The organism is Pseudomonas sp. A, from assembly GCF_056270345.1.
The window spans coordinates 4,464,610-4,482,317 of the sequence record NZ_CM149873.1; the positions used below are offsets into that span (position 1 = coordinate 4,464,610).

21 protein-coding genes are annotated in these 17,708 nt (G+C 66.1%); 14 read left to right on the forward strand and 7 right to left on the reverse strand.

Annotation, left to right across the window (positions count from 1 at the left end):
- Positions 1-445 precede the first annotated feature (445 nt).
- From AC0MAZ_RS19900 to AC0MAZ_RS19920, 5 genes are all read left to right on the forward strand, one after another.
- Positions 446-1,936, forward strand: coding sequence for an NCS1 family nucleobase:cation symporter-1 (locus AC0MAZ_RS19900; RefSeq protein WP_232857488.1), 1,491 nt, complete (start codon positions 446-448; stop codon positions 1,934-1,936).
- 186 nt (positions 1,937-2,122) lie between these two features.
- Complete coding sequence (locus AC0MAZ_RS19905; RefSeq protein WP_203652149.1) at positions 2,123-3,409, forward strand: Zn-dependent hydrolase; 1,287 nt, start codon at positions 2,123-2,125, stop codon at positions 3,407-3,409.
- 263 nt (positions 3,410-3,672) lie between these two features.
- Positions 3,673-4,167 (forward strand): isochorismatase family protein, encoded by a 495-nt coding sequence (locus AC0MAZ_RS19910; RefSeq protein WP_050706389.1) that lies wholly within the window; start codon positions 3,673-3,675, stop codon positions 4,165-4,167.
- Entirely contained in the window at positions 4,164-4,853 is a 690-nt protein-coding gene (locus tag AC0MAZ_RS19915) for a response regulator transcription factor (protein WP_186734542.1), read from the forward strand. Before AC0MAZ_RS19910 ends, AC0MAZ_RS19915 begins: the two co-directional genes overlap by 4 nt.
- Positions 4,854-4,858: 5 nt before the next feature.
- Positions 4,859-6,031: an ATP-binding protein gene (locus AC0MAZ_RS19920; RefSeq protein ID WP_475858920.1), complete on the forward strand. Its 1,173-nt coding sequence runs from the start codon at positions 4,859-4,861 to the stop codon at positions 6,029-6,031.
- Positions 6,032-6,377: 346 nt separating this feature from the next.
- On the opposite strand, the gene AC0MAZ_RS19925 is transcribed toward AC0MAZ_RS19920, so the two are convergent.
- The 4 genes from AC0MAZ_RS19925 to AC0MAZ_RS19940 form a co-directional block, all read right to left on the reverse strand.
- Positions 6,378-6,515 (reverse strand): PA0050 family protein, encoded by a 138-nt coding sequence (locus AC0MAZ_RS19925; RefSeq protein WP_232857492.1) that lies wholly within the window; start codon positions 6,513-6,515, stop codon positions 6,378-6,380.
- Between the two features lie 48 nt (positions 6,516-6,563).
- Positions 6,564-6,707: a PA0050 family protein gene (locus AC0MAZ_RS19930; RefSeq protein ID WP_110738062.1), complete on the reverse strand. Its 144-nt coding sequence runs from the start codon at positions 6,705-6,707 to the stop codon at positions 6,564-6,566.
- Between the two features lie 124 nt (positions 6,708-6,831).
- Positions 6,832-7,473, reverse strand: a complete 642-nt coding sequence (locus AC0MAZ_RS19935; RefSeq protein WP_203652140.1) for a DUF1109 domain-containing protein — start codon at positions 7,471-7,473, stop codon at positions 6,832-6,834.
- Entirely contained in the window at positions 7,460-8,047 is a 588-nt protein-coding gene (locus AC0MAZ_RS19940) for a sigma-70 family RNA polymerase sigma factor (RefSeq protein ID WP_110738064.1), read from the reverse strand. The genes AC0MAZ_RS19935 and AC0MAZ_RS19940 overlap by 14 nt, the downstream gene beginning before the upstream one ends.
- 214 nt (positions 8,048-8,261) lie before the next feature.
- Between AC0MAZ_RS19940 and AC0MAZ_RS19945 the strand changes: the two genes are divergently transcribed.
- From AC0MAZ_RS19945 to AC0MAZ_RS19960, 4 genes are read left to right on the forward strand one after another with little or no spacing between them, the layout of a single operon-like run.
- A complete protein-coding gene (locus AC0MAZ_RS19945) occupies positions 8,262-8,537 on the forward strand; it encodes a BufA1 family periplasmic bufferin-type metallophore (RefSeq protein WP_203652138.1) in 276 nt (91 codons plus the stop codon).
- A 16-nt stretch (positions 8,538-8,553) separates the two neighbouring features.
- Positions 8,554-9,387 carry an MNIO family bufferin maturase gene (gene bufB, locus AC0MAZ_RS19950; protein ID WP_232857494.1) on the forward strand — a complete coding sequence of 278 codons (834 nt, stop codon included), beginning with the start codon at positions 8,554-8,556 and terminating at the stop codon, positions 9,385-9,387.
- On the forward strand, positions 9,384-10,139 hold the full coding sequence (locus AC0MAZ_RS19955; protein ID WP_232857495.1) for an HvfC/BufC N-terminal domain-containing protein: 756 nt from the start codon (positions 9,384-9,386) through the stop codon (positions 10,137-10,139). The genes bufB and AC0MAZ_RS19955 overlap by 4 nt, the downstream gene beginning before the upstream one ends.
- A gap of 10 nt (positions 10,140-10,149) precedes the next feature.
- Positions 10,150-10,617, forward strand: coding sequence for a DoxX family protein (locus AC0MAZ_RS19960; RefSeq protein ID WP_203652135.1), 468 nt, complete (start codon positions 10,150-10,152; stop codon positions 10,615-10,617).
- A 234-nt stretch (positions 10,618-10,851) separates the two neighbouring features.
- Here AC0MAZ_RS19960 and AC0MAZ_RS19965 read toward each other — a convergent pair whose 3' ends face one another.
- The 3 genes from AC0MAZ_RS19965 to AC0MAZ_RS19975 all read right to left on the reverse strand — a co-directional run bounded on the left by AC0MAZ_RS19965 (position 10,852) and on the right by AC0MAZ_RS19975 (position 14,228).
- Positions 10,852-13,044 (reverse strand): OsmC domain/YcaO domain-containing protein, encoded by a 2,193-nt coding sequence (locus AC0MAZ_RS19965; protein ID WP_475858921.1) that lies wholly within the window; start codon positions 13,042-13,044, stop codon positions 10,852-10,854.
- A 575-nt stretch (positions 13,045-13,619) separates the two neighbouring features.
- Positions 13,620-13,964 (reverse strand): hypothetical protein, encoded by a 345-nt coding sequence (locus AC0MAZ_RS19970; RefSeq protein WP_050706379.1) that lies wholly within the window; start codon positions 13,962-13,964, stop codon positions 13,620-13,622.
- A 69-nt stretch (positions 13,965-14,033) separates the two neighbouring features.
- The gene (locus tag AC0MAZ_RS19975; protein ID WP_186734552.1) at positions 14,034-14,228 is read right to left on the reverse strand and encodes a DUF1289 domain-containing protein; all 195 of its coding nucleotides are present in this window, start codon (positions 14,226-14,228) and stop codon (positions 14,034-14,036) included.
- A gap of 145 nt (positions 14,229-14,373) precedes the next feature.
- On the opposite strand from AC0MAZ_RS19975, the gene AC0MAZ_RS19980 reads away from it, so the two are divergent.
- The 5 genes from AC0MAZ_RS19980 (at position 14,374) to AC0MAZ_RS20000 (ending at position 17,678) form a co-directional block, all read left to right on the forward strand.
- A complete protein-coding gene (locus AC0MAZ_RS19980; protein ID WP_475858922.1) occupies positions 14,374-14,826 on the forward strand; it encodes a thiol-disulfide oxidoreductase DCC family protein in 453 nt (150 codons plus the stop codon).
- The gene (locus AC0MAZ_RS19985) at positions 14,823-15,230 is read left to right on the forward strand and encodes a DoxX-like family protein (protein WP_234562932.1); all 408 of its coding nucleotides are present in this window, start codon (positions 14,823-14,825) and stop codon (positions 15,228-15,230) included. The genes AC0MAZ_RS19980 and AC0MAZ_RS19985 overlap by 4 nt, the downstream gene beginning before the upstream one ends.
- Before the next feature lie 134 nt (positions 15,231-15,364).
- Complete coding sequence (locus AC0MAZ_RS19990; protein WP_186734555.1) at positions 15,365-16,123, forward strand: ABC transporter permease; 759 nt, start codon at positions 15,365-15,367, stop codon at positions 16,121-16,123.
- Positions 16,124-16,125: 2 nt separating this feature from the next.
- Positions 16,126-16,881 carry an ABC transporter permease gene (locus AC0MAZ_RS19995; RefSeq protein ID WP_234562934.1) on the forward strand — a complete coding sequence of 252 codons (756 nt, stop codon included), beginning with the start codon at positions 16,126-16,128 and terminating at the stop codon, positions 16,879-16,881.
- Positions 16,882-16,892: 11 nt separating this feature from the next.
- Positions 16,893-17,678, forward strand: a complete 786-nt coding sequence (locus AC0MAZ_RS20000) for an ABC transporter ATP-binding protein (RefSeq protein ID WP_234562935.1) — start codon at positions 16,893-16,895, stop codon at positions 17,676-17,678.
- Positions 17,679-17,708: the final 30 nt, after the last annotated feature.

A 17,708-nucleotide genomic window follows, 5' to 3' on the forward strand; every position in this document is an offset into this window, starting at 1 on the left:
TGATTATTAACAATAATTTATCAAAATCACCAAAATGTGACACCCCTTCACCATTTTGACGCACTTGACAGGAAGCCAAATTGGTCAAGATTTCCTATGCAAAATCAGCTGTTTGTTTCCTGGCTGGATGGCGCAGGCCGCGCCGGTGGTTTCCCAGGTTGCACCCGTTTGAACCACGCGGGTGATGGACCGGCCAGACAGACGGCGTACCAGGGTGCCCACCCCGCCCTCGTCGTCGCGCTGAAGAATGCCTTTGCAAGACAGTGAGTTACCTCCGGTTGGCGGCGGCCGTCGGGAAGGCGCGGGCTTTCCCGGCACGTTTGTTGAAAACGCAGGCCACAACCGCCTGGCCGGGCCGCAGGTGCAGTACTGGTGGTGTGTGTACTCCGGCCATCGCGTCAGCCCGATGAGCGACAACTACAAGAAAAAAGACCTGGAGAACCCCATGCAACAGAGCAGATCGCAAGTGGTCGAGCAGCATGGCCTGTTCGAGCTCGACGCCGGCAGCGACGTCCTCGACAGCCCCCGCTACAACCACGACATCGCCCCGACCAAGGTGCACCAGCGCACCTGGAACAAGTGGCACATCACCGCGCTGTGGGTGGGCATGTCCATCTGCGTGCCCACCTACACCCTCGGCGGCGTGCTCACCGCCTACTTCGGCCTGAGCGTGGGCGAGGCGCTGCTGGCGATCCTGCTGGCCAACCTCATCGTGCTGATTCCGCTGACCCTCAACGCCTTCCCCGGCACCAAGTACGGCATCCCGTTCCCGGTGCTGCTGCGCGCCTCGTTCGGCGTCTTCGGCTCCAACGTACCGTGCCTGATCCGCGCCGTGGTGGCCTGCGGCTGGTTCGGTATCCAGACGATGTTCGGCGGGCTGGCCATCCACCTGTTCCTCGGTTCGCTGTTCCCCGAGTGGAAGGCCCTGGGCGGCACCGGCGAGGTGATCGGCTTCATGCTGTTCTGGTCGCTGAACCTGTGGGTGGTGCTGCGCGGCGCCGAATCGATCAAGTGGCTGGAGACGCTGTCGGCGCCGCTGCTGGTGGCGGTGGGTGTCGGCCTGCTGTTCTGGGCGCTGCCGCACATGTCGATGAGCGAGCTGCTGGCGCAGCCACCCAAGCGCCCCGAGGGCGCCAGCGTGGTCGGCTACTTCTGCGCCGGGCTTACCGCCATGGTCGGCTTCTGGGCCACGCTGTCGCTGAACATCCCCGATTTCAGCCGTTACGCGAAAAGCCAGAAGGACCAGATCCTCGGGCAGATCTTCGGCCTGCCCCTGACCATGTTCCTGTTCGCTTCGCTGGGCGTGATCATGACCGCCGCGTCCGCCTCGCTGGTGGGCAAGACAGTGTCCGACCCGGTGAGCCTGATCGGCCATATCCAGAGCCCCGGCTGGGTGGCCCTGGCCATGGCGCTGATCATCATCGCCACGCTGTCGACCAACACTGCGGCTAACATCGTCTCGCCCACCAACGACTTCCAGAACATCGCCCCGCGCCTGATCGGGCGCAGCCGCGCGGTCTGGCTGACCGGTTTCATCGGCCTGGCGCTGATGGGCCACGAGCTGCTCAAGAAGCTCGGCTGGATCGTCTCCGACCTGAGCCTTGAGAGCGTGTACTCCAACTGGCTGCTGGGCTACTCCAGCCTGCTCGGGCCGATCGCCGGGATCATGGTGGTGGACTACTTCCTGGTGCGCCGCCAGCACCTGGACCTGGCCGGGCTGTACCGCGACGACGTGTACCCGGCCTGGAACTGGGCCGGGTTCGTCGCCTTCGGCGTGCCGGTGGCGCTGACCGTGATGGCCATCGGCAACAGCAGTTTCAGCTGGTTCTACGACTATGGCTGGTTCACCGGCTCGCTGCTCGGCGGCGGGCTCTACTACGCACTCGGCGGCCTCGCGGTGCGCGGGCCGGCGCGGCTGGCCAAGCCGTTGCCGTGATGCTCCCTGTGGGAGCGGCTTCAGCCGCGAAGCAAGCGACGCGGTGGATGGCACCGGCTTGGCCGGTGTTCGCGGCTAAAGCCGCTCCCACAGGCCCCTGCAAAATCGATAAGTGATGTGCAGCGCCATGAGAGCCGACTTGCCGGCGAACAGGGCCGAAGAATAAAACAACCTGAGGAGGCACCCATGACCACTCCCGCCAAGGAAGTCCTGCAGTCCACCGAACAGCATGTCAGCAGCGCCCGCCTGTGGCAGTCACTGATGGACCTCGCCCGCCTCGGCGCCACGGCCAAGGGCGGCGTCTGCCGCCTGGCGCTGACCGACCTCGACCGCCAGGCCCGCGACCTGTTCGTGCAGTGGTGCGAGGCGGCCGGCTGCACGGTGAGCATCGACGCGGTCGGCAACATATTCGCCCGCCGCCCAGGCCGCAATCCCAAGCTGCCACCGGTGATGACCGGCAGCCATATCGACACCCAGCCCACCGGTGGCAAGTTCGACGGTTGCTTCGGTGTGATGGCCGGGCTGGAGGTGATCCGCACCCTCAACGACCTGGGCGTGGAGACCGAGGCACCGCTGGAGGTGGTGGTGTGGACCAACGAGGAAGGCTCGCGCTTCGCCCCGTGCATGATGGGCTCGGGGGTGTTCGCCAGCAAGTTCACCCTCGAACAGACCCTGGCCAAGCGCGACGCCCAGGGCGTGAGCGTCGGCGAGGCGCTGAACGCCATCGGTTATGCCGGCAGCCGCGTCGTGACCGGCCACCCGGTGGGCGCCTACTTCGAGGCGCACATCGAACAGGGCCCGATCCTCGAGGACCAGCGCAAGACCATCGGCGTGGTGCTCGGCGCCCTCGGCCAGAAGTGGTTCGACCTGACCCTGCGCGGTGTCGAGGCCCACGCCGGCCCCACCCCCATGCACCTGCGCAAGGACGCCTTGGTCGGCGCCGCCGCCGTGGTCGAGGCAGTCAACCGCACCGCCCTCGCCCACCAACCCCATGCCTGCGGCACTGTCGGCTGCCTGCAGGCCTATCCCGGCTCACGCAACGTGATCCCCGGCGAAGTGCGCATGACTCTGGATTTCCGTCACCTCGAAGGCCAGCAACTCGACGCGATGATCGCCGAGGTGCGCCAAGTGATCGAGGCCACCACCGCCAAGCACGGATTGAGCTACGAGCTGGTGCCCACCGCCGACTTCCCCGCCTTGTACTTCGACAAGGGCTGTGTCGAGGCGGTGCGCAACTCTGCGCGCAACCTGGGCCTGGCGCACATGGACATCGTCAGCGGCGCCGGGCACGACGCGATCTTCCTCGCCGAGCTGGGCCCGGCCGGGATGATCTTCGTGCCCTGCGAGGGCGGCATCAGCCACAACGAAATCGAGAACGCCGCCCCCGAGGACCTCGCGGCCGGTTGCGCGGTGCTGCTGCGGGCCATGCTGGCGGCCTCGGAGGCGATTGCCAGCGGGCGGTTGGCGGCCTAGCCGCTTGTATGAGCCCTGGCGGTGAGAGGGCTGCGTGGGAGCGGGCTGCGTGGGAGCGGGCTTGCCCCGCGATGCAGGCGACGCGATGCATGGCACCGGCTCTGCCGGTGTTCCGGGCGGTGCGGCGTTCCGACAAGCCCGCTCCCACGTTACCCATGCACCTTCCGTGAGCCTTGGCTGGGCCCGGTACATGCCCCTTGGCGCAAAATTCCCCCACGCGGCGGTATACTCGCCCACCTTCGAACCGCGCCCGGGAATCCGCCATGCAGCAAGTCCTGCTCATCGTCGATGTGCAATCCACCTTCAGCCCCTCCGAGAAACTGGTGGATGGCATCCGCGTGCTGTCGGCGCACATCCCCACCATCGCCTCGATCGAGCTGCACGACGAGCAGGTCACCCCGTTCCAGCGCCAGCTCGGCTGGCACCCGGCCGCTGAGGACGTGGCCCTGGTCGAGGCGGACAAGGTGTTCGTCAAGCATGGCTATGGCCAGACCGCCGAGACACTGGACTACATCAAGCGCCTGGGCGTCGAGCGCGTGCTGGTGTGCGGGCTGCAGACCGAGACCTGCGTACTGGCCGCCGGCTTCGCCCTGTTCGATGCGGGCCTGACGCCGACGCTGGTTACCGACCTGACCATGGGCTCCTCGCTGGACCGTTCCGGGCAGCTGGGCATCGACCTGTGGAAACACCATTTCGGCCACGTCACCACCGCCGCCGAGGTACTGGCCGGGCTGCGCGACCCACGAGGCAACCCATGACCGCCAAGCGCGTATTGATCGTCGAGGACGACGCCGATGGTGCAAGCATCCTCGAGGCCTACCTGAAGCGCGACGGCTTCGAGGTGGACATCGCCGAAGACGGTGCCCGTGGGCTGGCCCTGTTCCGCCAGCGCATGCCGGCGATCGTGCTGCTGGACATGATGCTGCCGAAAATGTCCGGGCCGGAACTGCTGACCGAGATCCGCCGCGGCGCCGACACCCCGGTGATCATGGTCACCGCCATCGGCGACGAGCCGGACAAGATCGGCGCCCTGCGCTACGGCGCCGACGACTACGTGGTCAAACCCTGCAACCCCAAGGAAGTGGTGGCCCGGGTACACGCGGTGCTGCGCCGCTACGGCGCGCCGGCCGACAGTCGCCAGCGCCTGGAGTGCCAGGGTGTCTGGGTCGATGCAGAGCGCTTCGTGGCTGGAGTGCGGGCCGGCGATGGCGAAGAGCAGGTGCTCGACCTGACCCGTTCGGAACTGCTGCTGCTCGCCGCGCTGCTGCGCACCCCGACCAAGGCCTTCAGCCGCGAGGAACTGCTAGAGCTGTGCATGCCCGAGAGCGATGCACTGATGCGCATCATCGACACCCACGTGCTCAACCTGCGGCGCAAGCTAGCGGCCCTGGGCGTCACTGGCGTGCTGGTGACCGTCCGCTCCGTTGGCTATCGGTTCCGCTGACCGCCATGAGCAAGCGTCCGCTATGGCTGTGGGTCGGCCTGAGAATGACCCTGCTTGCCGTTGGCGCGGTGATCACCATCACCCTGTGCATGTACCTGTACTTCTGGATCAGCGACTACCTGGTACTGCAGTCGATGCGGCCCGAGGACCGTGCCGCGCTGCTGGCCGGCCTGGCCGATGTGCCGCACAACGAGTCCCGACTGTGGCAGTTGCTGCAGACCTACTACGACATCCACGATTTTCTCCCCGGCCCCGGCAACAGCATCGACTGGCTGGTGCTGTACGGCTTCGTCATCGTGGTCATCCCGTTCACCCTGATGGTCGGCCTGTACCTGTCCAGGCCGCTGTCCCGGCAGTTCCGCCAGATCGCCGTAGGGGCACGGCGGGTGGCCGAGGGCGACCTCAGCGTGCGGGTCAGCCAGCACCCGCGCCAGCCCAAGGAAATGCAGCGCCTGTGCACCGACTTCAACAAACTGGTCGAACGCCTGGCGCTGTACGAAAGCGAAGTGGCCGAGTCGAGCTCCAACCTGGCCCATGAACTGCGCACCCCGCTCAATGCCGCCCTGGGTCGGGTACAGGGCATGCTCGACGAGGTGTTCCCGCTGTGCCCCGAGCAATTGCGCCTGGTGCAGAACCAGCTGTACAACCTCAACACCCTGGTCGGCGACCTGCACCTGCTGTCCCTGGCCCATGCCGGGCAGTTGCCCCTGCACATCAGCCTGTTCTCCCCGGCCAGACTGGTCGAGGAGCGCCTGGCCTGGTTCGCGCCGCAGTTCGAGGCCGCCGGGATGCAGTTGCACACGGCGCTTGCCGATGACGTGGTGATCGAGGCCGACCCCGCGCGGGTTGGCCAGCTGATCAACATCCTGATCGAGAATGCCCTGAAATATGCCTCCGACGGCCGCGAGCTCAGCGTTGCCGTGCGTCAGGCCAAAGGCTGCGTGCAGTTGGAGTTTCTTGATCGTGGGCAAGCGGTCGAGCAGAAGGACCTGGGCAACATGTTCGTGCGCTTCTGGCGCGCCGAACAGTCACGGGCACGGGTCAGCGGTGGTGGTGGCCTGGGCCTGTCGATCGCCCAGGCGATCTGCGAGGCCCATGGCGGCCGCATTTCGGCGCAGCGCCGGGCCGAGGGCGGGCTGGCGCTGCAGGTGACATTGCCTCTGGTCACCACAGCTTGAAGGCTTCACACGTTGCCCTGTAGGAGATCGCCCAGCCCTTCGGGCTGCGCTGTCGCGCAGGGAACTGTTATCCCTGTGGGAGCGGGTTTACCCGCGAACACCGGCGGAGCCGGTGCCATACACCGCGCTGGTTTCTTCGCGGGTAAACCCGCTCCCACAGGGTCGAGCTAAATCAATGAGTTACGGTTTGTTCCATGAGAGCGGCCTTGTGCCGCGAAAGGGCTGCGCAGCGGCCCCAGGATTTCAGCGTTGATGCAACAATCGCCGGGGCCGCTTTGCGGCCCTTTCGCGGCACAAGGCCGCTCCTACAGGGGAACACAAGCGCGGCTCCTGCCCTGATCGAGCTTCAGGGACACTGGCAGGTGGTTGGGCCGAACACCGGCCCGGCACATGGATCCTTACCTGGACCAAACACCGGGCACGACGCCTGGGCCGTGGCGACGAGCCCCCACGATAGCAGCACAGCCAACATGGCTTTCTTCACGGATAACCTCCTGGTCAATGATTGATTCTTCCTTGCGCCCTCAGGCGATCAGGGCTCGCACACGCAGGTCGTGGGGCCCAGCACCGGACCTGCGCACGGATCCTCCCCTGGCCCCAGTACCGCGCAGTCGGCCTGTGCCGTCAGCGAGAACATCCACAGCAGCATCGCGGCTGCCAGCCATTTTCCATTCATGATGACCTCCCTGGTCGAAACATCGATTGCGCCCATACGCTCGAACGTCGGGCATGCAACAGAAAAGACCATCCCCGCAAATGCACCAATAGACCAATGTCTAGTGCGGCAAAACCGCACCCAATCACCAACGCAGCAGCCGAGGCCCTGCCAACGCCCCGACGACGGTCGGCAGCAACATCCCCAGCAGGTACCACAGCCCCCAGAACGGCACCGTCATTTCCGGGCAGTGCAGGCAGTACACGAGGGTCGCGGTGGATCCGGCGAGCAACCCGCCGGCGGCGCCTGCCTGGCGCAGCCGGGTCGGCGCCAGGCCGCGCAGGGCCCAGAACACGGCGGCGAATACGGGTGCCGAGAGCAGGGCGATGTTCAACGCACAGGTGCGCCAGGTGCGGCCGAAGATCAGGTCGGCGCGGGCCTCCACCGGCGCGCCGGCCAGGCTGACGGCTGCCCCCAGCCACACCAGCAGCAGCGGCAGGCCGAGCAATCCCCACAGCGCGCCGCCGCGCACACCTGGCCTGGCCAGGCGCTGGGTCAGCCACAGGGCCAGCAGGCCCAGGCTGGTGGGCAAGGCCAGCTTGGCCCAGAACAACGGCGTGCGCGCCACCTCGGCCAGATCGCTGCGCACGCCGTAGATGGCCACGGTCATCAACAATGCGCCCAGCATGCCGGCCAGCAGCGCCAGCAGCAGGCGGCGCGCCAGCACGTGACGATCCACCGGCTCTGCGGCGGTCGCCAAAAGGCTGATCAACTCATCGGTCTTCATGGTCGTCTTTACCTCGAATCAACCTTCCCAGGGCCTTGAGCCCCCGGTGTATGCCCACCTTCACCGCCGAACTGGACAACCCGGTGATACGCGCGGTTTCCTCCACCGACAGCCCTTCCAGCTTGACGTGGACGATGGGCAGGCGCTGGCGGTCGGGCAACTGCCCAAGCAGCTTGTTCAGGTCCCGGCTGGCCTGGGCCGGCTCTTCTTCGCCACAGGCGAACAACTCGCTGTCATCCTCCAGCGGCTCGTGGCGCGCCTCGCGCCGGGCCTGGCCGCGCCAGTGGTCGGCCAGCTTGTAGCGGGCGATCGCCTGCACCCAGGCGGTCAACGGTTGCTGCGCCTGGTAGGTGTGGCGGGCATTGTGCACCGCCAGCAGCACCTCCTGCAGCAAGTCTTCGACCTCGGCCGGTCGTTGCGCCAGGCGCCGACGCAAAAAACCACGCAAGTGCACCGCCAGCGCCGCGAGGAATTCGCGATAGGCCCCGGCGTCACCGGCCAGACCAAGCAACAGCAGGGCCTGCAGCTGTGATTCGCGTGCACTGAGCACATCCTGTGGGTTAGTTCGTTGCATCGGCCGCCGGGGTTACACCGTCTGTGGGTTTCTTTTTTATCCAACCATCGCCGCAACGCCCTGCGCAAGCACCGACGCCGCTTCCTTACCTTAGGTGGCCGGCGCAGGTGGCGAAAAATATTTTGCAAGCGCTGTAACCGCCTCGCCTATCGCCGCGAACTACTCCATGAGCCGCCGGTACATCGCCACGGCCCCATCTTCTGGAGACGACACCATGAAAACCCTCGCCCTCGCCACCGCCGCCCTCGCCCTTGCCTCGCTGGCAGGCGCAGCCCTGGCCGACGACACCACCAAGGCGGCCACCATGGAGAAATGCTACGGCGTGGCCATGGCCGGCAAGAACGACTGCAAGGCCGGCGCCGGCACCACCTGCGCCGGCAGCGCGAAAAAAGACTACGACGGCATGCAGTGGAAAAACGTGCCGACGGGTACCTGCACCTCGATCAAGACCCCCAACGGCATGGGTTCGCTGACCCCGATCAAATCCTGAGCACAGGCCATCGACCATGAACGGAAATACGCCGATGGGCGCAGGGCTCGGCCTCAAGGCCGAGCACTATGACCAGGCCTGGGCCTGCCACGCCGAAGGGTTGTGGTTCGAAGTCCATCCGGAAAACTACATGGTCGGCGGCCCTCGCCTGGCCTGGCTGGCGCGGATGGCCGAGCGCCATCCGCTGTCGCTGCACGGCGTGGCACTGTCACTGGCGGCGGATGCCGAACCTGACGCCACGCACCTGCGGCGCCTGCGTACCCTGATCGACCAGGTACACCCGGCCCTGGTGTCGGAACACCTGGCCTGGTCGACCTGGCGCGGCCAGTATCATCCGGACCTGCTGCCCTTCCCCCGCAGCGACGAGGCCCTGGCCCGCATTGCCGACAACATCCAGCGCACCCAGGACGCTTTGGGGTGCCGCATCTCCATCGAGAACCCCAGCCACTACCTGCACCTGCAGGGCCATGACCTGGATGAGATCGACTTCCTCGCCGAGCTGGTGCGACGCACCGGCTGCGGCCTGTTGCTGGACGTCAACAATGTGTACGTCAGTGCCTACAATCTCGGCTTCGATGCCGCCAACTACCTCGCCCGCTTCCCTGCCCAGGCCATCACCGAGATCCACCTGGCCGGACACCGTCACGACGACCAGGGCGCACTGCTGGTCGATTCCCACGATGCCGCCATCGCCGCGCCGGTGTGGTCGCTGTACCAGCAGTTGATCGCCCGCATCGGTCCGCGTCCGACCCTGATTGAACGCGACGGCAACATCCCCGCGTTTGACGAACTGCTCGCCGAACGCGCCCTCGCCCAGGCCACCCTCGACCTGGCAGGAGCCTTGCCATGAACCTGCGCCTCGGACAGTTCCAGAATGCCTTCATCGACGCCGTCTATCAGCGCCCCGCGCCTGAGCTGGCGGCACTGACAGCACAGCCCGCGTTCACGGTGTACCGCAACACGGTGCTGGCCGGTTGCGTCGAGGCCCTGCGCGCCAACTTTCCCAGCGTCGAAACCCTGGTCGGGCGCCAATGGATGCACGACGCCACCGCGGAATATGCCCGGCAATCGCCGCCCTGTGATGTGCGACTGATCCGCTATGGCGCGGCGTTTCCGGCATTTCTCGAGGCGTTGCAGCCCGTCCATGGGCTTTGCTACCTGGCGGACGTCGCACGGCTGGACTTCGCCTGGTGCGAAGCGTTCGGCGCCGACGACGAGCCCTGGCTGACATTGGCCGACCTGGCCGGCATGACCGCCTCGGACCTCGAACGCAGCCACTTGAGCCCGCGCTCCGGCGTACGCTGGCACTGGTTCGACCAGCATCCTGCCTACAGCCTCTGGCACCACAGCCGCGACGGCAGGGCCTGGCCCGAGGATCGGCCCTGGGTGGCCGAGGGCGCCCTGCTCAGCGGCGCCCGTGAAGGCGTCGTCCACCAGCCGTTGAGCCTGGGGGGATGCACCTTCCTCGATGCCTGTGCCGCCGGCTACACATTGGACAAGGCCTCACAGCTTGCCCTGCACGCCCAACCCGACCTGGACTTCAGTGACCTGCTTGGCGGGCTGCTGAATGCCCGGGCCTTGCGCCCGCTCGCCTTCACCTGAGGAAAACGCCATGGACATCAGCCACGCCAGCCCATCGCCCCACGGCCTGCGCCTTTACTGGAACCGCGCCGCCGCACAGCTGCAACGCTTGCTCGGCGACAGTGTCCTGTGCCTGGTCGCCCGCCTGGGCATCGCCTCGATCTTCTTTCTGTCCGGTCGGACCAAGGTCGAAGGCCTGCTGAGCATCACCCCCGGCACCTACGAGCTGTTCCAGAGCGAGTACGCCTTGCCACTGGTGTCACCCTGGCTGGCGGCGCACTTGGCGACTTACGCCGAGCACCTGTTCCCGCTGTTGCTGGTGCTCGGCCTGTTCACCCGACTGTCGGCCCTGGCCCTGCTGGGCATGACCCTGGTGATCGAGATCTTCGTCTACCCGGATGCCTGGCCCACCCACCTTTCCTGGGCCGGCCTGCTCCTGCTGCTGATCGCCCGGGGCGGCGGGGCACTGTCCCTGGACCGGGTGCTGCGGTTGCGCTAAAGAAAAAGGGTTGCCAGGCTAATGCCTGTGGGATTGCGCTTCATCGCACTTATTGGGGCTGCTTTGCAGCCCTTCGCGGGTAAACCCGCTCCCACAGGATCGCGCAAACGCTGAAGCGAGCGCTGTACTTGTGGGAGCGGGTTTACCCGCGAAGGGTCGCGCAGCGACCCAACGGTCTTAACTGACTGGCATTAGTCGCCAGGCGACCCATTTCACTCATTCGAGCGGCTCGGTTCAGAGCCCTGCCGCCCGCGCCCGCGCCGCGTGCAGTTTCTTGTAGCTTTCCACCAGGCGCAGGTGGCGGTCCAGCCCTTCGAGCTGCAGGTTGGTCGGCGTCAGCCCATGGAAGCGCACGCTGCCATCCACCGAGCCCAGCACCGCGTCCATCCGCTCATTGCCGAACATGCGCCGGAAGTTGTGCTCGTAGTCGGCCATCTCCAGCTCATCGTCCAGCACCACCTCCAGCACCACGTTCAGCGCCTGGTAGAACAGCCCGCGCTCGACGGTGTTGTCGTTGAACTGCAGGAACATCTCGACCAGCTCCTTGGCCTCCTCGAAGCGCTGCAGCACCAGGTGGATCAGCAGCTTCAACTCGAGGATGGTCAGCTGGCCCCACACCGTGTTGTCGTCGAACTCGACGCCGATCAGCGTGGTGATGGTGGTGTAGTCGTCCACCTCGGCATTGTCCAGGCGCTTGAGCAGCAGCTTCAGCGAACGGTTGTCCAGCTTGTGCAGGTTGAGGATGTCGGCCCGGAAACCCAGGGCGCGGTTGGTGTTGTCCCAGATCAGGTCCTCGACCGGGTAGATCTCGGAATAGCCCGGCACCAGGATACGGCAGGCGGTGGCGCCGAGGTCGTCGTACACGGCCATGTACACTTCCTTGCCCAGGTCCTCGAGGATGCCGAACAGGGTCTGCGCCTCCTGCTGGTTGGAGTCCTCACCATGGCCCGAGAAGTCCCACTCGACGAACTCGAAGTCGGCCTTGGCGCCGAAGAAGCGCCACGACACCACGCCGCTGGAATCGATGAAGTGCTCGACGAAGTTGTTCGGCTCGGTCAGCGCCAGGCTGTCGAAGGTCGGTTGCGGCAGGTCGTTCAGGCCCTCGAAGCTGCGGCCCTGGAGCAGCTCGGTGAGGCTGCGCTCCAGCGCCACCTCGAAGCTCGGGTGGGCGCCGAACGAGGCGAACACGCCACCGGTGCGCGGGTTCATCAGGGTCACGCACATCACCGGGAACTCACCGCCCAGCGACGCGTCCTTGACCAGCACCGGGAAGCCCTGCTCCTCCAGCCCCTGGATGCCGGCGAGGATACCCGGGTACTTGGCCAGCACTTCCTGCGGCACGTCCGGCAGGCACAGCTCGCCTTCGAGGATCTCGCGCTTGACCGCCCGCTCGAAGATCTCCGACAGGCACTGCACCTGCGCCTCGGCCAGGGTGTTGCCGGCGCTCATGCCGTTGCTCAGGTACAGGTTCTCGATCAGGTTGGACGGGAAGTACACCGTCTCACCGTCCGACTGGCGCACGAACGGCAGCGAGCAGATGCCACGCTCCTTGTTGCCCGAGTTGGTGTCGTACAGGTGCGAACCGCGCAGCTCGCCGTCGGGGTTGAAGATCTGCAGGCAGTGCTCGTCGAGGATCTCGGCCGGCAGCGCGTCCTTGGGCCCTGGTTTGAACCACTGCTCGTTCGGGTAGTGCACGAACGCCGCGTTGGCGATGTCCTCGCCCCAGAACTGGTCGTTGTAGAAGAAGTTGCAGTTCAGCCGCTCGATGAACTCGCCCAGCGCCGAGGCCAGCGCCGCTTCCTTGGTGGCACCCTTGCCGTTGGTAAAGCACATCGGCGACTGCGCGTCGCGCACGTGCAGCGACCAGACGTTGGGCACGATGTTGCGCCACGAGGCGATCTCGATCTTCATCCCCAGGCCTGCGAGGATCGCCGACATGTTGGCGATGGTCTGCTCCAGCGGCAGGTCCTTGCCCGGGATGTAGGTGGTGCTGTCGGACACCGGCATCAACAGTGCCTGGGCATCGGCGTCGAGGTTGTCGACCTCCTCGATGATGAACTCGGGGCCGGTCTGCACCACCTTCTTCACGGTGCAGCGGTCGATGGAGCGCAGGATGCCCTGGCGGTCCTTTTCGGAAATGTCCTCGGGCAGCTCGACCTGGATCTTGAAGATCTGGTTGTAGCGGTTCTCGGGGTCGACGATGTTGTTCTGCGACAGGCGGATGTTCTCGGTCGGAATATCGCGGGTCTGGCAGTACAGCTTGACGAAGTACGCCGCGCACAGGGCCGACGACGCCAGGAAGTAGTCGAACGGCCCCGGGGCCGAGCCGTCGCCCTTGTAGCGGATCGGCTGGTCGGCGATCACCGTGAAGTCGTCGAACTTGGCTTCGAGACGAAGGTTGTCGAGAAAATTGACCTTGATTTCCATGCGCAGGGGTACCAAAAGCGGGCGGGAACGGATAAATGGCGGGCATTATCCGGGATTTTTGCCGGGAAGTGTTGGCTGGCGACGAGTAGGAGGTCGGCCGCTCACCTGCACGCGGTGCCCAGGCCTTTCAAGGTGTTCGACGTTAGCGTTGCAGCGCCTATGAGATCGAGCGCCGCCCGCGCGGCGCATCGCGACGCAAGGCCGCTCCCACATTTGTTGCAACGTGCCGAACCTGTCAGGCCATGGTTGCCCGCCTTGGCGCATGTCTTGAGACAGGTGGAGCGACAGTGGCGCCCACGCTGAAACCGCGTTGTACCAACAAGGCGGACCAGGTAATGGCACAGGAGAAATTGGCCCGAAACAGATGTGGGAGCAACTGTCTTGCTCAATTTTTAGAATCTGGCGCGATCCCTGTGGGAGTGGCCTTGTGCCGCGATGCGCCGCGCGGGCGGCGCTCGATCTGATAGGCGCTGTAACGGTTGCGGTGGACACCTGGAGGCCCTCACCCGGTCAATAACCCTTACACCCCAAAGGCCATAAAAGGGACAACCCCAGGCCCGAATCCGCCGCGATGCCTACTCCGCCCTGAAACTCCAGACGATCTCGACCACCCGCGACGCCAGGATCAGGTAGACCAGGCACAGGATCACCTGCAGTACCGTGTGATAGGGCAACTTCGCCAAGCGGTGCAAGGTATCGCTGACATTCAGCAGAAACAGCAGCGCCGACACCAGGATCAACCCCCAGCCGGTGAAACTGAACACCCACAGCCCCAGCAGGACCTGCTGGTTGCCGTGGATCGCCTCGGTGCCTGCGGCGAACAGCAGCGCGCACACCAGCAGGTTCTTGAAATTGTCGAAGACCTTGGCACTGAGGTCGGCGTCGAGCAGTGCGAGGTACTTTTGCCAGAGTCTGCGCATGGGCGCTCTCCCACGGATACGGTCGTCAGCGCAAGTCTAGGCCAGCCCTCTGAAGGTGTTCAGCGTCTCTCAGATCGAACGCCTGGCGTTTTTCTTGACGATGGCCTTCATCCGCGTCGCGGCCCGCTGCACGGTCGCCATCTTCTCCGGGCGTTTCATGCCCCGCCATTTGCGGATCTCGTCCCGGGTACGGCCGCAGCTCACGCACAACTCGCTGTTGAGCTGGCACAGCGAGACGCAGGGGTTGTCGATGTCTTTGGCCATGGGGCGCTCCAATGTCGGGCGCGCATGATAACGGTTCGGCTATCGCCCTTGAACCGACCAATCCCCGAGGGAGCGGCGCCGGTGGCTCGCCATTTCCCGCTCAAGCCCTCTAAAATGCCACTTCCAGCCTGAACGGAAGCAAGCCATGCCCGCCTCACTGATACGCCCTTCCGCTGCCCCACTGCTTGCGCCAGGGGAAACCGTGTTGCTGTTCGACGGCGTGTGCAGGCTGTGCAACGGCTGGGCGAGGTTCGTTATCCGCCATGATCGCCACCGGCGTATCCGCCTGGCCACGGTCCAATCAGCGCAAGGCCAGGCCCTGCTGGCCTGGGCAGGCCTGCCGGTGACAGCGTTCGACACCATGGCGGTGATCCGCGATCGACACTACTGGGTACGCTCCGAGGCCTTCTTCGAGGTGGTCCGCCAGCTGCCCGGTGCCTGGCCGCTGCTGCGCGTGCTGCGCCTGTGTCCCCGCAGATTGCGGGACTGGCTGTACGACCGCGTGGCGCTCAACCGCTATCGGCTGTTCGGCCGATACGACCAATGCCTGCTACCCAGCCCGGACCACAAGCGTCGTTTCCTCGAGGAGCAGCCATGAACCGTCTAAACCAGGTCCATTGGTTGGCCCGGGCCAGCCTGGCCTTCGTGTTCGCCTACCATGGGCTGGTGCCCAAGCTGATCATTCTCAGCCCCGGTGAACAGGTGCTGCTGCAAGCCCACGGGCTGGCACACGCCACCTGGTTGTCACAGGCCGCCGGCGTGGCCGAACTGGCGCTCGCCGCCCTGCTGCTGATGCCACGGCTGGTCTGGCCGTTGCTGGTCGGCGCAGCGGTATTGCTGGGCCTGCTGGTGGATGTGGCGGTGATGCAACCCTCGATGCTGGTGGATGCCTTCAACCCGGTTTCGCTGAATGTGGCGGGGATGGCGCTGTGTGCCGTGGCTTGGCTTTCCCGCCAGGACGCTGCAAGCCAGTCCCCCGCGAATATCCCGAGCCATTGCTGAGCGACTGTTGCCACAGCAACACCCCACTGCTGCGCCACCAGCAGCCCCGCTCGCAGCCCCTGTAAAACCGTAGCCTGATCCCTGGCACGGCGATTGCGATACCTCGGTATCACCCGCCGTGCACAAGGTTCGCCATGTCCCCATTCAAAGCCCTCACCTGGCTGGTCTCGCCCCTGGCCCTGCTCGCCTTGTGGGCTGCAGTCGCCGACGCCGCACTGTTCCCGGCCAACCTGCTGGTGCCGCCCCTGGAGGTCTGGCGCAGCTTCGCCGACCTGCTGGCCACCGGCGAATTGCAGGAGCACCTGGCCGGCAGCCTGTCGCGCCTGTCGCTGGGCTTCGCCGCCGGCGCGCTGGCCGGCCTTGCGTTCGGCACGGCCATGGCCCTGTCAGACACGGTCGAGGCCTATTGCGCGCCGCTGTTCCATACCCTGCGGCAGATCCCCAGCATCGCCCTGATCCCGATGCTGGTGCTGCTATTGGGTATCGACGAGACCTTCAAGGTGGTGATCGTCGCCAAGACCGCGTTCTTCCCGGTGGCCCTGGCCACGGTCGAGGGCATCCGCGCCATCCCCCGCAGCCACTTCGAAGTGGCCGCCGTGTACCGCCTGCGCTGGCCGACCCTGGTCGCACGCATCGCCCTGCCCGCCGCGGTGCCGGCCATCGTCACCGGCGTGCGCGTGGCCCTGACCCGCGCCTGGGTGGTGCTGGTGGCCTGCGAGTTGCTGGCGGCCGACAGCGGCCTGGGGCAGATGATCGAGATGGGCCGGCAGATGCTGCGCATCGATGTGGTGATGGTGGGCGTGGCGATCACCGGGGTGATCGGCTTTGCCCTGGACTTCTCGCTGCGCCGTGTCGAACGGCGCCTGTCCGGCTGGCAAGTGGCCGGGAGATGATGATGAATCTGCGCAACCTGCGTGGCCTGCTGCTGCCACTGCTGCTGATCGGCGCCTGGGAACTGGCCTCGCGCCAGGACGCCGCCGGCGCCTACGCCTTCGTGCCATTGGCGACCATCGGCCAGGCCCTGTTGGAACTGCTGGGCAACGGCGAGCTGCTGGTCAACCTGCTGGCCAGCCTGGCCCGCACCAGTGCCGGCCTCGCCCTGGGCATCGTCGGTGGCGTCGCTCTGGGCGCGCTGATGGCCCTGTCGCCCCTGGCCAACCGCCTGGTGGCACCGTTGTTCCACGCCCTGCGCCAGGTGCCGATGCTCGGCTGGATCCCGCTGATCGCCCTATGGCTGGGCAACGGCGAAGCATCGAAGCTGCTGATCGTCAGCCTGGCGGCGCTGTATCCGATGGTGCTCAACACCTTCGAGGGTCTGCGCCAGGTCGATGTGCGCCATCGCGAAGTCGGCCAGGTACTGGCGCTCGGGCGCTGGCAGCAATTGCGCCTGGTCCTGCTGCCCGCCGCCCTGCCGAGCATCGCCACCGGCGTGCTGCAGGCCCTGGCCTTCGCCTGGGTCACGGCGGTCGGCAGCGAGCTGTTCCTCGCCTCCGGCGCCGGCCTGGGCAACCTGATGATGAACGCCGAGGCCGGCGCGCGCATGGAGATCATCGTGATCTGCGTGCTGTGCATCGGCCTGTGCGGCTACCTGATGACCTGGCTGTCCACCCTGCTCGCCCGCCGCCTGCTGCGCTGGCGCCCCACCCGTTGAAAGGCCCGACCATGAACGCCATCGCCCCATCCTTACCCGCCCACGTGCAGACCGGCGCGCTGAGCATCCGCAACCTGAGCAAGACCTACCCGCTCAAGGGCCGGCCCGTGCCGGTGCTGCAAGGCATCGACCTGGACATCCGCCCTGGCGAGTTCGTCAGCATCCTTGGCGCCAGCGGCTGCGGCAAGTCCACCCTGCTGCGCCTGATCGTCGGCCTGGACCCGGACTACCAGGGGCAGATCCTGCTCGACGGCCAGCCGCTGAACGGCCCGGGCCTGGAGCGCGGCATCGTGTTCCAGGACCACCGCCTGTTCCCCTGGATGACGTTGCAGCAGAACATCGCCCTGGCCTTGAAGAACCATGACCTGGGCACGGCGCAGAAGCAGCGCCTGGTCGATGAGCACATCGCCCTGGTCGGCCTGCGAGGCTACGAGCAGGCCTATCCGCACCAGCTCTCCGGCGGCATGGCCCAGCGCGGCGCGATCGCCCGGGCGCTGGTGAACAAGCCCAAGGTGCTGCTGCTCGACGAGCCCTTCGGCGCCCTCGATGCCCTGACCCGCGTGCGCCTGCAGCAGGAGCTGCAGCGCATCTGGATACAGGAGCGCTGCACGGTGATCATGGTCACCCACGATATCGAGGAGGCCTTGTACCTGGGGGACCGGGTGATCGTGATGGAGGCCAATCCGGGGCGCATCGGCGAGCAGGTGCAACTGGAGCTGGCACATCCGCGACAACGCGATACGGCGCTGTTGTTCCAGCACAAGCAGCGCCTGTTGGCGCAACTGGTCGGGCATTGACCTGTCCGGCGTGGGCATGGCCGGCTCGGT

Coding starts and splice junctions, on each gene's coding strand:
- AC0MAZ_RS19900 (WP_232857488.1), top strand. CDS start 446: ATGCAACAGAGCAGATCGCAAGTGGTCGAGCAGCATGGCCTGTTCGAG.
- AC0MAZ_RS19905 (WP_203652149.1), top strand. CDS start 2,123: ATGACCACTCCCGCCAAGGAAGTCCTGCAGTCCACCGAACAGCATGTC.
- AC0MAZ_RS19910 (WP_050706389.1), top strand. CDS start 3,673: ATGCAGCAAGTCCTGCTCATCGTCGATGTGCAATCCACCTTCAGCCCC.
- AC0MAZ_RS19915 (WP_186734542.1), top strand. CDS start 4,164: ATGACCGCCAAGCGCGTATTGATCGTCGAGGACGACGCCGATGGTGCA.
- AC0MAZ_RS19920 (WP_475858920.1), top strand. CDS start 4,859: ATGAGCAAGCGTCCGCTATGGCTGTGGGTCGGCCTGAGAATGACCCTG.
- AC0MAZ_RS19930 (WP_110738062.1), bottom strand. CDS start 6,707: ATGAATGGAAAATGGCTGGCAGCCGCGATGCTGCTGTGGATGTTCTCG.
- AC0MAZ_RS19935 (WP_203652140.1), bottom strand. CDS start 7,473: ATGAAGACCGATGAGTTGATCAGCCTTTTGGCGACCGCCGCAGAGCCG.
- AC0MAZ_RS19940 (WP_110738064.1), bottom strand. CDS start 8,047: ATGCAACGAACTAACCCACAGGATGTGCTCAGTGCACGCGAATCACAG.
- AC0MAZ_RS19945 (WP_203652138.1), top strand. CDS start 8,262: ATGAAAACCCTCGCCCTCGCCACCGCCGCCCTCGCCCTTGCCTCGCTG.
- bufB (WP_232857494.1), top strand. CDS start 8,554: ATGAACGGAAATACGCCGATGGGCGCAGGGCTCGGCCTCAAGGCCGAG.
- AC0MAZ_RS19955 (WP_232857495.1), top strand. CDS start 9,384: ATGAACCTGCGCCTCGGACAGTTCCAGAATGCCTTCATCGACGCCGTC.
- AC0MAZ_RS19960 (WP_203652135.1), top strand. CDS start 10,150: ATGGACATCAGCCACGCCAGCCCATCGCCCCACGGCCTGCGCCTTTAC.
- AC0MAZ_RS19965 (WP_475858921.1), bottom strand. CDS start 13,044: ATGGAAATCAAGGTCAATTTTCTCGACAACCTTCGTCTCGAAGCCAAG.
- AC0MAZ_RS19970 (WP_050706379.1), bottom strand. CDS start 13,964: ATGCGCAGACTCTGGCAAAAGTACCTCGCACTGCTCGACGCCGACCTC.
- AC0MAZ_RS19975 (WP_186734552.1), bottom strand. CDS start 14,228: ATGGCCAAAGACATCGACAACCCCTGCGTCTCGCTGTGCCAGCTCAAC.
- AC0MAZ_RS19980 (WP_475858922.1), top strand. CDS start 14,374: ATGCCCGCCTCACTGATACGCCCTTCCGCTGCCCCACTGCTTGCGCCA.
- AC0MAZ_RS19985 (WP_234562932.1), top strand. CDS start 14,823: ATGAACCGTCTAAACCAGGTCCATTGGTTGGCCCGGGCCAGCCTGGCC.
- AC0MAZ_RS19990 (WP_186734555.1), top strand. CDS start 15,365: ATGTCCCCATTCAAAGCCCTCACCTGGCTGGTCTCGCCCCTGGCCCTG.
- AC0MAZ_RS19995 (WP_234562934.1), top strand. CDS start 16,126: ATGAATCTGCGCAACCTGCGTGGCCTGCTGCTGCCACTGCTGCTGATC.
- AC0MAZ_RS20000 (WP_234562935.1), top strand. CDS start 16,893: ATGAACGCCATCGCCCCATCCTTACCCGCCCACGTGCAGACCGGCGCG.